The sequence below is a fragment of the Aquabacterium sp. genome (assembly GCF_035476535.1).
GTDB lineage: Bacteria > Pseudomonadota > Gammaproteobacteria > Burkholderiales > Burkholderiaceae_C > Pseudaquabacterium.
On the sequence record NZ_DATILJ010000109.1, the window covers coordinates 1 to 16,236 of the forward strand.

Here is a 16,236-nt window from a genome sequence, read left to right on the forward strand (position 1 = left end):
CCCTTGATGGCCACGTCCAGCGAGTTGCCGGTGCTCTGCAGGTTGCCCTGCGAGAAGTTGCGCGCCATGCCGACGGCGCGCGTGCCCAGGCCCATCTGCAGGCCGGTGGGCAGCGTGCTCTGCTCGCTGGTGTTGGCACCGGCCTGGCGCAGGTTCTGGTACATCAGGTCCTCGAACACCGCGTGGCCGCGCTTGTAGCCATTGGTCGCCGTGTTGGCGAGGTTGTGCGAGATGGCGTCCAGCTGGGTTTGCTGGGCTTCCATGCCGGTCTTCGAGATCCACAGCGAACGCATCATGGCGACGGTCCTTTGGTCGTGATGCCGTCATGATCTGCGGAACTTGAGGGGTCTGATGAAGCGAAAAGCGCCGCAGGAGCGGCGCTTTCTTCGGGTAGGACCAGCGTCAGGTTCAGGTGCTGCCGAGCAGCTTGGTCGCGGCCTGTTCCTTGTCCTGCGCCGCCTGCAGCATCTTCATCTGCTGCTCGAACTGCCGCGCGGCGGAAATCATCGCCACCATGCTCTCGATGGTCGAGACGTTGCTGCCTTCCAGCGCGCCGTCCTGCAGCCGCGCCGTGGCGTCGGCCGGCAGTTCTTCGGCAGCCCGCATCAGGCCGTCGGTACCGCGCGTCAGCGGCGCTTCGGGTGTCACCAGCTTCAGCTTGCCCACCGCCGTCGGCCGGCCGTTGCCGACCTTGGCGGTGATGGTGCCGTCAGCGGCGATCTTGTATTCACCGTTGGCCGGCATCGTGATCGGCCCGCCTTCGCCCAGCACGGTCAGGCCGTTGTGGGTGGTCAGCAGGCCTTCGGTGTTCATCTCCAGCGAGCCGGCCCGGGTGTAGGCCTCGGTGCCGTCGGTGGCCTGCACGGCCAGCCAGGCATTGCCCTTCATCGCCACATCGAGGTTGCGGCCGGTGGCCTGCACCGGACCGGCATCGGCGTTGTAGCCGGGTGTCGATTCGAGCGCGTAGACGCGGGTGCTGGCGCCCTCGCCCACCACCGGCACCGCGCGGAACGCGGCCAGTTCGGCCTTGAAGCCGGTGGTCGAGGCATTGGCCAGGTTGTGGGACACCACGTCCTGGCGCTGCATCGTGGCCTTGGCCCCGCTCATCGCCAGGTAGATCAAGCGATCCATGGTTGAAGTCCCCGCTCAGTTCGCGACTTAGCGCAGGTTGACCAAGGTCTGCAGCACCTGGTCTTCGGTCTTGATCGATTGCGCATTGGCCTGGTAGGCGCGCTGCGCGGTGATCATGTTGACCAGCTCGGCCGTCAGGTCGACGTTGGACTCTTCCAGCGCGCCCGATTGCAGCAGGCCGAAGTTGCCCTGGCCGGCGGCGCCGACGATCGGGTCGCCCGAGGCGAAAGAGGACGACCAGGCGTTGCCGCCCAGCGGCTGCAAGCCCTGCGGGTTGCGGAAGGTCGCCAGCACCAGCTGGCCGGCCGACTTGGACTGGCCGTTCGAGTACTGGGCCTTGATGACGCCGGTCTTGTCGATGCTGACGCCGGTGAGCTGGCCCGGGGCATACCCGTCCTGCGACAGGTCGGTCACCGAGAAGGCCGCGCCGTACTGCGTGGCGCCGGCCAGGTCCAGGTCGAAGTCGATCTGCAGCGAGGTGCCGCCGGCCGTCAGCGGCACGCCGGCGTCGATGACGAGCGGGATCGTGCCCACCGGCGCGGTCATCGAGCCACCGTCCGCGGCAAAGGTCATCGCCGCGACAGCCGGGCTGCCGTCCGCGGGCATCGGCATGCCATTGGCGGTGAGGTAGATGTCCCAGGTATCGACCACCGTGTCGGACTTGCGGAAGTAGGAGGTCAGCGCCAGTTCCTGGCCCTTGGCGTCATACACCGTCACCGAGGTGGCGTTGTTGTAGGTGTTCGGATCGGCCGGGTCGAAGGTCAGTGCCGCCGACGGGCCGGCAACGCGTGAATCGAGGTTGAACTCCAGCGCCACCTGCGAGGTGGCATTCGGCGCCACGCCCGCGGTGGGCAACTGCAGCGCCTGCACGGTGGACGGGATGATGATGCCATCGGGGTTGGCGGCGTAGCCCAGCAGCTTCTGGCCCGACGAGTTGGTCAGGTTGCCTTCCTTGTCCAGCGTGAACTGGCCATTGCGCGAGTACACCGTGGTGCCCGCCGCGTCGAGCTGGAAGAAGCCGTTGCCGTTGATCGCCAGATCCAGGCCGCTTTCGGTGGTGGTGATGTTGCCTTGCGAGAAGCGCTGCGTCACGCCGGTGAGGTTGACACCGATGCCGATGGCGCTGCCGCCGCTGCCGTTCATGGCGTTCGCATACATGTCGGCGAACTCGGCGCGCGAGGCCTTGCTGCCGTAGGTGTTGGCGTTGGCAATGTTGTTGCCGATGACGCTCAGGTTCTTGCTGGTCGCGTTGAGGCCGGACAGGCCTTGCTGGAATGCCATGGTGGGCTCCTTCGGTGATTCGCGGGGTGATTTCAGGAAACGGCTTTGACGTCGCTGTACTTCACGACGCCATGCTTGACGGTTTCGACATTCAGCTGGCCGCCATCGGAATACACGGCGGTGACGGCATCGGCCACCAGCGGCGTGCTGCCGACCTGGGTGCCGCCGGACAGCGCGGTGACGCTGAAGGTCAGGCCGACCAGCTTGGGGTCGGCGGACTTCCAGCCGAAGCTCTGGCGGCCGGCTTCGGCCGAGCCGAGGTTCACGCTGTCGATGATCTGGCCGGCGGCGTTCTTCACATTGACCACCACCGATTCGGCGGGCCCGGCCAGGTCGAAGCCGGCGGTGGCGTAGCCGTCGGCATCGAGCGTCAGGTCATCGCCGGCCACCAGCACGTTCTTGCCGACCAGCGAAGCCGCCTCGAGCGACTGCGACTGCATCAGCATGCTGTTCATGCTGACGATGGACTTGTTCAGGTCGTCGATGCCGCTGACGGTGGAGATCTGCGCCATCTGCGTGGTGATCTGCGCGTTGTCCATCGGGTTCAGCGGATCCTGGTTCTGCATCTGCGTGACCAGCAGCTTCAGGAAGCGGTCGGTCTGCTCGCTGGCCGTGGCGGTGGTGCCGGTGGCCTTCTTCACCGAGTTCACCGCGCTGGTGGGGCTCACCGGCGAACTGGTGTCAACAGCGCTGAAGTCAAAACTGCTCATGGAGGCTCCGGCCGATCAAATAGGACATTAGGACTGGCCGAGCTGCAGCGTCTTCAGCAGCAGGCTCTTGGCGGTGTTCATCACTTCGATGTTGTTCTGGTACGAACGCGAGGCCGAGATCATGTTGACCATCTCCTCGACCGGGTTCACGTTGCTGTAGGTCACGTAGCCCTGGGCGTCGGCGCCGGGGTGCTTGGGGTCGTGCACCTTGCGGCCAGGGGTGTTGTCTTCCACCACGTTCGAGACACGCACGCCGGCTGCGGCCGGCGCGCCGTTGGCCACCTCGCCCATCAGCGTGGTCTGGAACACCACCTGGCGCGCCTTGTAGGCCTGGCCGTCGGGGCCGGCCACGGTGTCGGCGTTGGCCAGGTTGGAGGCCACCGTATTGAGGCGCTGCGACTGCGCGCTGACCGCGCTGCCGGAGACGTCGAAGATCTTGAACATGCTCATCGTGGCGGTCCTTCAATCAACCTTGGCTGGGGCTGCGCATGGCTTCGGTGAGGCTGCGCACACTGCCGTTGATGAAACGCAGCGTGGCCTCGTACTTCACCGAGTTCTCGGCGAACGCGGCGCGCTCGCGGTCCAGGTCGACGGTGTTGCGGTCCAGGCTGTCCTGCGGGCCGGTGGCGTAGAGCAGCTCGCTGTCGCTGCGCGCACCGGCGGGCTCGGCGATGTGGCCGCTGTTCGTCACCGCCATCGCGCCGGCCGTGGCCTGGGCGCCGGTGGCTTCACGCAGCGCCTTGGTGAAATCCATGTCGCGGGCCTGGTAGCCCGGCGTGTCGGCGTTCGCGATGTTGCTGGCAATCAGACGCTGGCGCTCGGCACGCAGCGTCAGGGCTTGTGCATGGAAATCGAGCGTGGAGGTCAGGCGTTGCATGGGTCGGTCGCGGTGGGCTTGGCGTGAATCCGGAGGGCGTGAATGAGGGTTCGGATGCCAGGCATTCTGGGCAAGCGGGGCGGGAACATGAGCCGGATAAAGCGGCGCAAGACCTGCCATTTCCAGCCACTGCGCCAGGCCGGCGGCAGCGACCATCACGACGTGAAGAAGATCGCCCTCCCTCTGCGCACCTCGCGCGCATCGCACGCATCCCGCGCCTCACGCGCCTTGCACGACCTGCGCGCCTGCGCCGTCCTGATCACCGGTCTGGCCATCGGTCTGGCGGCCGGCACGGCCTGCGCCGAAGGCATCGATGCGGGACTCGCCCAGCAACTGCAGCAGCTGGCCAGCACGGCGGCCGGTGCGGCGATGGGCCCGGGCGGCGGGCCGATGCGGGTGGCAGTGGAGATCGGCCAGCTCGACCCGCGCCTCAAGCTCGCCCCCTGCGAACAGATCCTTCCCTATCTGCCCACCGGCGTGCGGCCCTATGGGCGCACCCGCATCGGCCTGCGCTGCCTGCAGGGCCCGACCAAGTGGAATGTCTACCTGCCGGTCACGGTGAAGCTGTTTGCGCCGGCGCTGGTGGCCGCTTCGGCGCTGCCCGCCGGCACGCTGCTGGAGGCCCGGCACCTGCAACGGGTGGAAGTGGACTTGGCCGCCAGCCCCGACCCGGCCATCACCGCGGCGCCGCTGGCGCTGGGCCGCACGCTGGCCCGCCCGCTGGCCGCCGGCGACACGCTGCGCCGCATGGACCTGAAGGCGCGGCAGTATTTCAATGCCGGCGATGTGGTGCGGGTGGTGGCGGTCGGACAGGGATACGCCGTCAGCGCCGAAGGCCAGGCCGTGACGGCCGGCGTGGAAGGCCAGACGGCGCGGGTGCGTGTCGAATCGGGCCGCGTGCTCAGTGGTGTGCCCAGTGGGGATCGGCGCATGGAGATAGCGCTTTGATCATTTGCATCACAATATCGGGTTGCACATGCTTGGCTCTCCCGCAACCGGGGGATCCAATGAAAAGAATGTGTGAAAGCCCTAAAGTCCGCGCTATCGCGGGCCGATACCCCGAGCATGTCTCAGGGCAAAGCCAGGTGACCCGCCCTGTAGGAGTCCACCATGAAGATCGGTTCAATTGAAAACAAGCCTGCGGTTTCCCCCGCAGTCACGGAACGCAAGTCGACGACAGCCGCGGCTGGCGGCGGTTCGGCCTCCGAGCCCAGCGCCAAGGTCGAGTTGTCGGCCGGGGCCTTGCTCGGCGCCGGCGGCAGCGAAGCAGTGTTCGACGCGGAGAAGGTCAAGCGCATCTCCGACGCCATTCGCGATGGCAAGTTCGAAGTCAACGCCGAGGCCATCGCCGACAAGCTGATCGCCAACGCGGCCGAGCTGTTGTCGCCGAAGGCACGCAGCTGAGTGATCGCTTCACTGATCACCCGGTTCACGGCTCTTCCCTTCGCTCCCCCTCACGCCCACCTTCACAGGTCCGCCGCATGATCACGACGTCCATCGAGCAGCACGCGCTTGCGCAGACTTCCGAGCTGGAGACCGCCGTGGCCAACGTGGAGCGCGGCCTGGCCGGCCTGGCCGATTCGTTGCGTGAGCGCGACGCGCGCGCCGTGGAAGTACAGGCCAATGAATTGCACCGTGCGCTGGCCGCCGCGGTGCAGCGCTTCATGCATGCGGCACGCCATGGCGGCGTGCCCGAGCCGATGCGCCGCCGCCTGGCACGTGCCAGCGCGCAGGTGGCTTCGCAGCGCGAAACCCTGGCGCGCGCCACCGCCGCGCTCGACCGCGCCATCGATGTGCTGATGCCCGACAGCGCCCCCGGCAACGCCCTCTACGGCGCCCGCGGCCTGCCCGATTCGCCGCTGCGCGGCGGCTCGATCAGCGCCTGAAGCCATCCCGCCGGCCGCTGCGCCGGCCAGCCCCCGCCAACATCTTTGACCTCTGAAGTAGTTTCCCCGTTGCCCTGACGCGGCGACGCGGGCACACTCGCCCACGACCACGTACATTCCGATACGTCCGCAGGCGCAGGCTCACGCGCCAGCCGGACCCATAACAAGCGTGCTCCTGGCCCCCGAGGGAGGGGGTTGAGTCAAGTGGCCAAGCCACATTGCTTGCAAGAGGTCGTTGATTGGGATTTGCAGTACTCAGGCCGCGCTCGCGGCTGGAATCCGCCGCGCGTGCCGAAGGCGAAACACTGCCGTGGTCCGAAACCGCGGCGCCATCGCTCAGCGACCCCGGCAGCAACCGCACCGCGCGCCGCATCGTGCTGCTGCTGAGTTTGCTGTGTGCGGTCTGCGCCCTGGCGGCTGCCGTCCGGCTGCTGCCCCTGCTGACCGACGATCCCGTGACATCCGCCTGGCGCCAGGCGCTGGCGCAAGGCCTGGCGGCCGCGGCGATGGGCGGGCTGCTGCTCACGGCGGTGGCGGTGATCCTGTGGCGCTCGCACCGTCTGGCCGCGCGCACCTTGCGCGAAACGGTCAATGAACTGCGCCGCGGCACCTGGGAATCGGCCGTCGCCGGGCTGCGCCAATCGCATCGTGCCGTGCCCTCGGCCTTCGGCGACCTGGCCACACAGGTCGAAGGTGTGCTCGGTGAATCCGAACGGCGCTGGCGCGCGCGCGCCGAACTCTCGACCGACTGGTACTGGGAGACCGACGCGCGCAAGCGCTTGTCCACGCTGTCGGCCGACGCGCCGATCGTCAAGCCGGCCGGCCGCGCCCTGGGCGACCTGCTCGGCCGCCGCCACGACGAACTGGGTTTCTGCCAGCCGCCGGCGATGGGTTGGCACGCCTTCCACGACCTGCTGGAGCGGCAGGAAAGTTTCCACGACATCGAGCTGGCCGTCAGCGGCCTGGGCGCGCAGGCGCGTGGCTGGGTCGGCCTGTCGGGCCGGCCGCGCTTTCACCGCGACGGCAGCTTCGCCGGTTATGAAGGCGTGGCGCGCGACATCACCGCATCGAAAGAGGCCTTCCGCCGGCTGCAGGCCAGCGAGCAACGCTATGCGGTGATGGCCGGGCTGTCGGCCGACTGGTACTGGGTCACCGACGCCGAGCACCGCTTCCCGCCGCCGACGCCGGAGATGCTGCGCCGCTTCGGCAGCCTGGTGCAGCGCCATGTCGGCTTGACCCGCTGGGAAGCCCTTCCCGATGCCCTGCCCGCCGCGCAATGGGACAGCCACCGCGCCGAGCTGGATGCACGCCAGCCCTTTCGCGCGCTGGAGTTCCCGGTGCAGCGCGACGACGGCCGCACGATCTGGATCTCGCTGGCCGGCGCGCCGCGCTTCGACGAACACGGTCACTTCGGCGGTTATCACGGTGTCGGCCGCGACATCACGCTGCGCAAGATGACCGAGCAGATGCTGGTGCAGCACAACCGCGAACTGCAGCTCGCGGTGACCGCCCGCACCCGCGAGCTGGAGCTGGCCAACCGCGACCTCGATGCCTTTGCGCGCCACCTGGCGCATGAGCTGCGCACGCCCATCGGCCATGTGCAGGGCCTGGCCGAACTGCTGCGCCAGCGCATGGGCGAGCGCATGGAACCCGGCGAAGGCGCGCTGCTGGACCTGCAGGTGCGCGCCGCACGCGACATGCTGGTGACGCTGGAAGCGCTGCTGGAGTTGGCCCGCTCGTCGAGTGCCGCGATCGAGCGCCAGGCGATCGATCTCAGCGCCATGGCCCACGAGGTGATCGCCGGCCTGCCGCACATCGAACGTGCCGCCCCGGTCGCATGGCAGGTGCAGCCCGGCATGGTCGTCTGGGCTTCGCCGCCGCAGTTGCGCATCGTGCTGCAGAACCTGCTGGGCAATGCCGCGAAGTTCACGCGCCAGGTGGCGCAGCCCAGCGTGCGTTTCAGCGGCGAGCGCGACGACGACGGCCAGCTGCTGCTGACCCTGGCCGACAACGGCGCCGGCTTCGGCCCCGAGCAGGCGCGCAAGCTGTTCCAGCCCTTCCAGCGCCTGCACCGCCATGAAGAGTTCCATGGCACCGGCATCGGCCTGACCATCGTGCAGCGCATCGTGCAGCGCCATGGCGGCACCATCACCGCCAGCGGCCAGCCGGGTGTCGGCGCCAGCTTCGAGTTCAGCCTGGGCCAGCGTGAAGCGGCGCGACCCGAAGCCGTGACGGTGCCGGACCGCCTACCGAACCTGACCGTCTGATCACCGACGCGGCCGGCTGCGCACTACCATTCGCGAAGCCTGCTCCGCAGGCGGGCAATGCTCTGGCTGTGCAGCTGGCACACGCGGCTTTCGGTCACTTTCAGCACGGCCGCGATCTCCTTGAGGTTCATGTCGTGCTCGTAGTACATGCTCATCACGTACTGCTCGCGTTCGGGCAGGTTCTTGATGGCTTCGACCAGCGCTTCGCGCATGCGGTGGTCGTTCAGCAGCGAGAGCGGGTTGGCCGTCTCGTCGGCCACATGGCGGTCGAGGTAGTCGTCGTCGCCGTCGTCGCCGGTCATGTCTTCCAGGTGGACCAGCTGGGTGCCGCGCACTTTGCCAAGTAGCTCCTGGTAATCGGTCAGCGACAAGCCCATTTCCTTGGCGATCTCGCTCTCCTGCGGCGCGCGGCCGAGCTTCTGCTCCAGCTTGTGCACGGCGGTCTCGATCGAACGCTGGTGCCGGCGGTCGCCGCGGCTCATCCAGTCGCTGCCGCGCAGCTCATCGAGCATCGCGCCGCGGATGCGCTGGGTGGCGAAGGTTTCGAACTGCACGCCCTGGGCGGAGTCGAAGCGCGTCAGCGCATCCGACAGCCCGATCATGCCGACCTGGATCAGGTCGTCGATCTCGACGTTGGCCGGTAGCTTGGCGATCATCTGGTGGGCCAGACGGCGCACCAGCGGGCTGTACTGCTTGAGCATCGCATTGGCGTCGAGTCGGCCTTTGGCGGTGTACATGGGTGGGGGCTCCCGGACAGATCAGTTCGCGTGGGCCGCGGCAAAACCACGCGCGGCGCTCGCCCGGCCATGCATGGCCAGGGATGAGGGTTCGGTGAAGTCGTCGCCGTTGCGCAGCTGGGCCGCGGCCAGACGGCGCAGCTCCGGTTGCAGCGGCTCATCGTCGTCGGCACTGGGGTCGGCCAGTGCCCAATCGGACAGCGCGGCGCCGAGAAAGCGGTCGGCGCAGTCGGCCAGCCGGTCGGCGATGCGGGCAATGCGCGGTGAGCCGGCGTCGGCCGCCACCATCAGATCGAAGGCCATCACGCCCAGGCGCTGCGTCAGCAGCTTCATCGACGCGTAGGCATGGGTCAGGCTTTCCGGCAGATCGGCGGCCTGCAGGATCGGGCGCGGCGCGCGGCGGGCAAACAGCCGCGCGATGTCGGAGGCGCCGGCATGCACCAGCACCACGTCGGCACGCGGCGCGGCTTCGGCCAGCGCGCTCAGGAAGCCGCTGGTCGCGCCTCGGGCATCCAGGTGGCGCATCGGCAGGCCGCGCGCGGCCAGGTAGGACACGCTGGGCGACAGGCGTTCGATGCAGGCCGACAGATCGACCTGCGCCAATTCATCCGCGGTGCTGGCGGTGTCGGCCGCGTCGACCACCAGCGTGTGCATCTGGGCTTCGGCGAAGGCCGCGCACAGGCGCTCCATCGACACACCGCCGAAGGCCACGTGCGGGTTGTGCACCAGCGGCACGAAGCGCTGGCGCTGCGCCGCGAACAGCTGGCGCAGGCCATGGGCCTGGTCGAGGGGTGCGTGGCGGGAATTCATGAAATCGTGCATTGAGCGCTTGGACGTGTTGTTTGATCGCTAGGGGCTGAATCAGATCAGGCGTGAACCGCAGCGCTGGTCACCGCGTGGCGGCCGGCGAAGATCAGGTTCACTTCACCGGCGTCCAGGCGCCACGACGAGCCGCCGCCGCCGCGCAGCGCACGCTGCACCAGCGCCTGGGCCGACAGGCGGTGCCAGTCTTCCGGCACGCGCTGGCCGTTGGCGATGCCGACCACCTTGCACTTGTGGCGGATCACCGCATCCAGCGCGGGCCCCAGCTTGACGGCTTCGTCGAGCTTGCTGATCACGATGCCGCGGCAGCTGGCCGCGCCGTAGGCCGTCATCACGTCTTCCACCGTTTCGCCTTGTGCGGCGGCGTTGACCACCAGCAGCTTCTGGATCGAGCGGTGCGAGAGCATCTCCATCAGCTCGCGGGTGCGGCTGTCGCGCTGGGCCATGCCGGCGGTGTCGATCAGCACCATCTTCTTGGCCGACAGCAGCTCCAGCAGGTCTTCCAGCGACGCGCGGTCATGCGCGGTGTGCACCGGCACGCCGAGGATGCGGCCGTAGGTGCGCAGTTGTTCGTGGGCGGCGACGCGGTAGGCGTCCAGCGTGATCAGGCCGAGGTTCGCGGCGCCGTGCTTGGTGGCGAAGGCGGCGGCGATCTTGGCGGTGGAGGTGGTCTTGCCGACGCCGGTGGAGCCGATCAGCGCGTAGACGCCGCCCTGGTCTTCGATCGGCGCGTCGCGCTCGTCGGTCAGCACATTGCGTTCCAGCACGCTGGCGGCCCAGGCCATTTCGTCGTCGGTGTCGGCCGGCAGGCTTTGCACCAGCTTGCGGATCAGCGCCGGCGACAGGCCGCTGTCCAGCAGCTTCTGCGAGAGCTCGGCCTGGCGCGGGTTGCGCTGCAGCTTCTCCATGAAGGCCAGCATGCCGAAGCGTTCTTCGATCAGGTGCTTCATCGAGCGCAGTTCGCCCAGCATCTCGCTACGCTCACGTTGAGCGCTATTGTCCAGCCGCACCGGCGGCTCCGGCTCGGCCAGGCGCACTTCGTCGCGCAGCACGGGAATCTCGCGGCGCGGCGCGGCTTGCGGCGCCGGAGCGGCGGCCGGCGCGGCACGGCGGGCCGGGGCCTCGGCGTGCATCGCCGGGGCCGGGGTGTGACCCTGGTCGATCTCGGCCTGGCGGCGCTTCAGCATGCGTTCACGCACATAGTCCTGGAAGGTCAGCGTGCTCATGCCCAGGGCTTCGACATCCTTTTCGACACCGGCATCGATGCCGCCATCCATGCGCGGTTCGATGCGTTCACGCGCGGCGCGCTGGGCCAGCGTGGGCTTCGGCTCGGCGCTGCGGCCGCGCTGCGGCGCGGCGTCCTGGCGCAGCGCCGGGATCTGATGCTCGGCGGCACGGGCGGCGCGCAGGTCGGCGTCGGCACCGACTTGTCCGCCGACGGAATTCGGCACACGCGGTGCGCGCGGTTCGGCTTGGGCCGGGCGCTGCGGCTGCCCCCGCCCGGGCGCTGCGGCCTGGGCCCGCACGGTCGGCGCGTTGGAGGCAGCCTGTTCGATCTGCTGCAGGCCGTCCGGCGCCATCGCCAGCACCTCGACACCATCGCCACCGGGCCGCGTGGAGAGCACCACCGCGTCCTCGCCCAGGGCCTGGCGAACCAGGGCCAATGCGTCGCGGGAGTTCTTGGCGGTAAAGCGTTTGACGTTCATGCGGGAACTCCGGGACTCGTATGCATCGGTTTGGCTATTGTTCCGGTGCGGCTGTTCGACTTAAGCTGGATAAACGGGGCAAAGACCCGCTTTGTCCGGTATCGCCCGCAGGCCTGTGCCGATCAGGCGGCGCCGCCGATGATCGAGCCGATGCGGATCGAGTGGGTCTCGGGAATCTCGCTGTGGCCCAGCACCTTCAGACGCGGGGCTGAGCGCTTCAGCAAACGGGCCATCGGCGCGCGGATCAGGTCCGGCACCAGCAGGCAGGCCGGGTGGCCCATGTTCTCGGCGCGGGCCGCCGTGTTGGCGGCCTCGCGGGTCAAGGTGTCGGCGACACCGGGGTCCAGCGCGGCGCCGTGCGGCGAGGTCAGCGCCTGCGTGACCAGGCGTTCGAGTTCGGGTTCCAGCGCGATGACGTCCAGCTCGCGCGTCGGGCCGTAGATCTGCTGCACGATCACCGGCGCCAGGTGAATGCGGATGCGGCGGGCCAGTTCACCCGGGTCGGTGACGGTGGCGGCATGTTCGGCCAGGCACTCGACGATGGAGCGCATGTCGCGGATGTGCACGCCCTCTTCCAGCAGCAGTTGCAGCACCTTCTGCACGGCAGCGATGCCGACCATCTTCGGGATCACGTCCTCGATCAGCTTCGGCGCCAGCTTGGTGACATGCTCGACCAGCGACTGGGTCTCGACCCGGCCCAGCAGCTTGGCGGCATTCACCTGCATCAGGTGCGAGAGATGGGTGGCCACGACGGTCGAGCAATCGACCACCGTGAAGCCGTTCATCTGGGCCATCTCGCGCTGGCGCTCCTCGATCCACACCGCGGGCAGGCCGAAGGCGGGGTCGATGGTGGCGGTGCCGGGCAGCTTGATCGTCGCGCCACCGGGGTTGATGGCCAGGAACATGCCTGGATAGGCCTCGCCCTCGCCGACCACGGCGCCGCGCAGCATCACGCGGTAGAGGCTAGGCTTGAGTTCCAGGTTGTCGCGGATGTGCACCGGCGGCGGCAGGAAGCCGACGTCCTGCGCGAACTTCTTGCGCACGCCCTTGATGCGGCTGAGCAGGTCGCCCTGGCGCGCCTTGTCGACCAGCGCGATCAGGCGGTAGCCGACTTCCAGGCCCAGCGTGTCCACCGGCTGCAGGTCGTCCCAGCTGGCTTCGGCGTTCGCCGGCGGCTCGGGGCGGGTGCTGGGCGGCGGGGCTTCGGCCACCTTGCGGGCCTTCTCGGCCAGGAACCAGGCCAGCCAGCCGATGCCGCCGCCGATCATCAGGAACACCAAGTGCGGCATGCCCGGGATCAGGCCCAGCGTGATCACGATGCCCGCGGTGATGGCCAGCGCCTTCGGGCTGGAGAAGACCTGCGCGCGGATCTGGCTGCCGATGTCGCTGCCCTTGCCGACGCGCGAGACCACCATCGCCGCGGCGACCGAGATCAGCAGCCCCGGGATCTGCGCCACCAGCGCGTCACCGACAGCCAGCAGGATGTAGCTCTCGGCCGCCTGGGCGGCCGACAGCGAGTGCTGGGCCACGCCGATGATGAAGCCGCCGATGATGTTGATGACCAGGATCAGGATGCCGGCGATGGCGTCGCCACGCACGAACTTGCTGGCACCGTCCATCGAGCCGAAGAATTCCGCTTCTTCACCGACCTCGATGCGCCGGCGCTTGGCTTCCTTCTCGTCGATCAGGCCGGCGTTCAGGTCGGCATCGATGGCCATCTGCTTGCCGGGCATCGCATCCAAGGTGAAACGCGCGCCGACTTCGGCGATGCGCTCGGCGCCCTTGGTGACGACGATGAAGTTGATGACCACCAGGATCGCGAAGACGATCAGGCCGACCGCGAAATTGCCACCGATCAGGAAGTGGCCGAAAGACTCGATGACCTTGCCGGCGGCCGCGGCGCCGGTGTGGCCTTCCAGCAGCACGACGCGCGTGGAGGCCACGTTCAGCGACAGGCGCAGCAGCGTGGTCACCAGCAGGATGGTCGGGAAGGCCGCGAAGTCCAGCGGGCGCACCATGTTGGCCGCGATCAGCATCACCATCAGCGCGAGAGCGATGTTGAAAGTGAAGAACACATCGAGGGCGAATGCCGGCAGCGGCAGCACCATCATCGACAGCACCATCACGATGAACATCGGCGCCATCAGCGCCTTCAGCACGCCGGCACGGGGGCCGATGTGGGCTTGCAGCTGGGCCATGAAAGCATTCATGGGCTGCATTGTTCCGGGCCGGCCGGAAAACTTGAGCCGGATAAGCGGGGGGAAACCGCGGCTTAAGCGTCAGTCAACAAGCCGGAGGCCCGTCGGCTGGGCGAACCAACAGCGGACCATCAGCGGGGCTCAGGCTCCGGCGGTTGGCGGCCCGCTTTCACCAGGGCGAACCAGGCCTGGTCCTCCTCGACCAGGCAGCGAGCACGCTGCTGCTCATCGGCGTCCAGAAAGTTGGTGCTGCCCCAACGTGCACTCACGACCGGGAGCGATACCACGCCGACGCGGATGCCGGCCTGAATCCAGCGGCGATCGCGCGGTTCCCCGCGAGCGTATTTGGACAGCGCAGCGTCGTTAGGGTCCAGGAACCACAGCCTCAGGCCGTCGTGTTCCACTTTCAGCAGGCGCTCGCCCCACCCCTCCGGCAAGCTGGGCAGGCCGGGCGCTACCGCATCCAGGTAGTAGCCGGAACGCTGGTGGTAAGGGGAGTTCTCGCCCAGCGCTGCCAGCAGATCGAAGACCCGGTCGGGGTCGTTCTTGGTGTAGCAGTCGACGTCGTTGGACATCGTCATGTCGTCGGGGACTTGGAAGTGCTCAGACAGCCCCAGGATCGACAGGCTGCCGATGACGACGAAATCCTGATGGCCGCAGAGCTTGCGCGCTTGCCGGAACAGGTCGAACAAGGCCTCGAGATTCATGCGTGCACACCGACCCAGGGCGAGTTCTGGCGCAAGGCCGGGCCCCAGCCGTCGGCGTCGGACACCATCGCCATCGCCAACGCCACCGCCGGCAGCTTCAGCAGGGCCGACCACCGCTCGATGTAGTCGCTGCTGCACAAGCGCTCTTGCCGCCAGCGCTGCACGACGGCCAGGGCCTGCTCGATCATCCGGTCTCGCTCGTCGGCCGGCAGGGTGACCAGATCGAGAGCGATTCGCTGGTGTCGAATCAATCGATCCTTCTCGACCACGCTCTGGTTCGCGCGTGCCAGACGCCTGGATGCCTGCTCGTCCTGTGCCGCCGAGACGCCGGTGAAGTAGCCCGGTGCGGCCACGATGGCCTGTACCTTGCCGTGGCGCTCGATCGCCACTGGCCCCAGTGCTGCGGCTTTCAGCAGTTCACCGAAGGATTGCTTGGCGCGGGTGGACGAGAACTGTTCCATGGTGAGCCCCTCAATTTGTCCATTTTGATTCATATTGGACAAATTGCCCACACTTCACCCATCCGGGTCTTCAGCTGCGGCAGGCTTGTTGGCCGGATCCATATCCGCCGGCACCACGATCGGCGGCAGATCCCTGGGCATCGCGCCCTTGCCCGCCAAGGCCGCGCGCAGCTGATAGACATAGGCCAGCACCTGCGCCACCGCCTGGAACAGCCGCGCCGGCACTTCCTGATCCACCTCGGTGTTGGCGTACAAGGCCCGCGCCAGGGGCGCCAGCTGCAGGACAGGCACCTTGTGCTCCTTGGCCAGGTCGCGGATCCGCATGGCCAGCAGGTCCGCCCCCTTGGCCACCACCCGTGGCGCCGACATCGAGCCGTCTTCGTACTTCAGCGCCACCGCATAGTGGGTCGGGTTCATGACGACCAGGTCGGCCTTGGGGACAGCCGCCAGCATGCGTTTCTTGGCCATCTCGCGCATGCGCGCCTTGACCTTGGCCTTGACCTCGACGTTCCCTTCGGCGTCCTTGTATTCCTGCTTCATTTCCTGGTGGCTCATCTTCAGCCGCTTCAGGACCAGGAAGCGCTGCAGCGGCACGTCGATCACCGCAAACACCACCAGCGCCAGCACCAGCAGCAACAGCCCGCCGAGCAAGGCGTTGGCAGTTTGCTGCAGCGCCGCAGGCAGCGGCATCGTCAGGGCATCGTGAAAGTCGCCGAAGTGCAGTTTCAGATAGAAGGCGCCGATCCCGCCCAGCAGCAGCGCCAGGAAACAGGCCTTGCCGACCTGCGTGAACTGCTCGCTGGAAAACATGCGGCCGATGCCCGACAGCGGGTTGAGCTTGCCGAAGTTCGGCATCAGCGGCTTCATCGTGAAGTTCCAGCCACCGGCGGCGATGCCCGAGGCCAGCGCCAGGCCGATGCCCACGGCACCGATGGGCATCAGGATCAGCAGCCAGGCCCAGGTCAGCTCGGCCAGGCGGTGGGTCAGCACATCGGGCTGGGCCAGCATCTTGGCGTCGAAGCGCAGGCCGGTGCCCAGCAACTTGCGCATGGCCTCGGCCAGCTGCGGCGCAAAGGCCACCAGCACCGCGCCGCCGCCGCCGACGATTGCCAGATGCGCCAGGTCGCGCGAACGCGCCACCTGCCCGTCTTCACGGGCCTTGCGGATCTTTCGTTCTGAGGCGGGAAGGTTGCGGTCTTGTGCGTCGGCCATGGCGAGGGGCGCGCGGGCAGCACGCCAGCGCATCGCCATGGTGCCGCCGGTCCGTGAAATCTTGACCGGGATAAGCGCCGGAAAACGCCGCGTTATTCCTGCGGCCGGCCGGGCCGCAGGCCGAAAACGCTGAATAAGTCAGGTTTCCGCCGCCGCTTCAGCTCGCGGCTCAAGTTCCCGAACCCCGGCCCGATATCCCGACGAAGGCTGGTCTGAAGCTCCTCAGGCCCGCAGATGTAAC

Annotated in this window: 17 protein-coding genes; 4 read left to right on the forward strand and 13 right to left on the reverse strand. The window is 68.0% G+C overall.

Features of this window, described 5'->3' with window-relative positions; all coding sequences use genetic code 11:
- The 6 genes from VLK61_RS11005 to flgB form a co-directional block, all read right to left on the reverse strand.
- The coding region (locus VLK61_RS11005; protein ID WP_325421053.1) for a flagellar hook-basal body complex protein at positions 1–296 on the reverse strand (296 nt) is incomplete at its 3' end.
- A gap of 112 nt (positions 297–408) precedes the next feature.
- Positions 409–1,131: a flagellar basal-body rod protein FlgF gene (flgF, locus tag VLK61_RS11010; protein ID WP_325421055.1), complete on the reverse strand. Its 723-nt coding sequence runs from the start codon at positions 1,129–1,131 to the stop codon at positions 409–411.
- 27 nt (positions 1,132–1,158) lie between these two features.
- The gene (gene flgE, locus VLK61_RS11015; protein WP_325421057.1) at positions 1,159–2,412 is read right to left on the reverse strand and encodes a flagellar hook protein FlgE; all 1,254 of its coding nucleotides are present in this window, start codon (positions 2,410–2,412) and stop codon (positions 1,159–1,161) included.
- Positions 2,413–2,444: 32 nt separating this feature from the next.
- The gene (locus tag VLK61_RS11020; protein WP_325421059.1) at positions 2,445–3,122 is read right to left on the reverse strand and encodes a flagellar hook assembly protein FlgD; all 678 of its coding nucleotides are present in this window, start codon (positions 3,120–3,122) and stop codon (positions 2,445–2,447) included.
- Positions 3,123–3,149: 27 nt separating this feature from the next.
- A complete protein-coding gene (flgC, locus tag VLK61_RS11025) occupies positions 3,150–3,572 on the reverse strand; it encodes a flagellar basal body rod protein FlgC (protein ID WP_325421061.1) in 423 nt (140 codons plus the stop codon).
- A 16-nt stretch (positions 3,573–3,588) separates the two neighbouring features.
- Entirely contained in the window at positions 3,589–3,999 is a 411-nt protein-coding gene (gene flgB, locus VLK61_RS11030; RefSeq protein WP_325421063.1) for a flagellar basal body rod protein FlgB, read from the reverse strand.
- Positions 4,000–4,053: 54 nt separating this feature from the next.
- Here flgB and flgA point away from each other — a divergent pair, with 54 nt between their 5' ends.
- The 4 genes from flgA (at position 4,054) to VLK61_RS11050 (ending at position 8,152) form a co-directional block, all read left to right on the forward strand.
- Positions 4,054–4,947, forward strand: coding sequence for a flagellar basal body P-ring formation chaperone FlgA (gene flgA / locus VLK61_RS11035; protein WP_325421065.1), 894 nt, complete (start codon positions 4,054–4,056; stop codon positions 4,945–4,947).
- Between the two features lie 162 nt (positions 4,948–5,109).
- Positions 5,110–5,403, forward strand: a complete 294-nt coding sequence (gene flgM, locus VLK61_RS11040) for a flagellar biosynthesis anti-sigma factor FlgM (RefSeq protein WP_325421067.1) — start codon at positions 5,110–5,112, stop codon at positions 5,401–5,403.
- A gap of 77 nt (positions 5,404–5,480) precedes the next feature.
- Positions 5,481–5,885 (forward strand): hypothetical protein, encoded by a 405-nt coding sequence (locus VLK61_RS11045; RefSeq protein WP_325421069.1) that lies wholly within the window; start codon positions 5,481–5,483, stop codon positions 5,883–5,885.
- Between the two features lie 239 nt (positions 5,886–6,124).
- The gene (locus VLK61_RS11050; protein ID WP_325421071.1) at positions 6,125–8,152 is read left to right on the forward strand and encodes a sensor histidine kinase; all 2,028 of its coding nucleotides are present in this window, start codon (positions 6,125–6,127) and stop codon (positions 8,150–8,152) included.
- Between the two features lie 23 nt (positions 8,153–8,175).
- Here VLK61_RS11050 and VLK61_RS11055 read toward each other — a convergent pair whose 3' ends face one another.
- The 7 genes from VLK61_RS11055 to flhB all read right to left on the reverse strand — a co-directional run bounded on the left by VLK61_RS11055 (position 8,176) and on the right by flhB (position 15,995).
- Positions 8,176–8,889 (reverse strand): RNA polymerase sigma factor FliA, encoded by a 714-nt coding sequence (locus tag VLK61_RS11055; protein WP_325421073.1) that lies wholly within the window; start codon positions 8,887–8,889, stop codon positions 8,176–8,178.
- Between the two features lie 21 nt (positions 8,890–8,910).
- Positions 8,911–9,699: a MinD/ParA family ATP-binding protein gene (locus tag VLK61_RS11060; RefSeq protein ID WP_325421075.1), complete on the reverse strand. Its 789-nt coding sequence runs from the start codon at positions 9,697–9,699 to the stop codon at positions 8,911–8,913.
- Positions 9,700–9,755: 56 nt separating this feature from the next.
- The gene (gene flhF / locus VLK61_RS11065) at positions 9,756–11,417 is read right to left on the reverse strand and encodes a flagellar biosynthesis protein FlhF (protein WP_325421077.1); all 1,662 of its coding nucleotides are present in this window, start codon (positions 11,415–11,417) and stop codon (positions 9,756–9,758) included.
- Positions 11,418–11,539: 122 nt separating this feature from the next.
- Positions 11,540–13,627, reverse strand: coding sequence for a flagellar biosynthesis protein FlhA (gene flhA / locus VLK61_RS11070; RefSeq protein ID WP_325421079.1), 2,088 nt, complete (start codon positions 13,625–13,627; stop codon positions 11,540–11,542).
- Between the two features lie 119 nt (positions 13,628–13,746).
- Positions 13,747–14,322 carry a DUF6036 family nucleotidyltransferase gene (locus VLK61_RS11075; RefSeq protein WP_325421081.1) on the reverse strand — a complete coding sequence of 192 codons (576 nt, stop codon included), beginning with the start codon at positions 14,320–14,322 and terminating at the stop codon, positions 13,747–13,749.
- Positions 14,319–14,783 carry a type II toxin-antitoxin system Phd/YefM family antitoxin gene (locus VLK61_RS11080; protein WP_325421083.1) on the reverse strand — a complete coding sequence of 155 codons (465 nt, stop codon included), beginning with the start codon at positions 14,781–14,783 and terminating at the stop codon, positions 14,319–14,321. Before VLK61_RS11080 ends, VLK61_RS11075 begins: the two co-directional genes overlap by 4 nt.
- A gap of 54 nt (positions 14,784–14,837) precedes the next feature.
- Positions 14,838–15,995 carry a flagellar biosynthesis protein FlhB gene (gene flhB, locus VLK61_RS11085; protein ID WP_325421085.1) on the reverse strand — a complete coding sequence of 386 codons (1,158 nt, stop codon included), beginning with the start codon at positions 15,993–15,995 and terminating at the stop codon, positions 14,838–14,840.
- Positions 15,996–16,236: the final 241 nt, after the last annotated feature.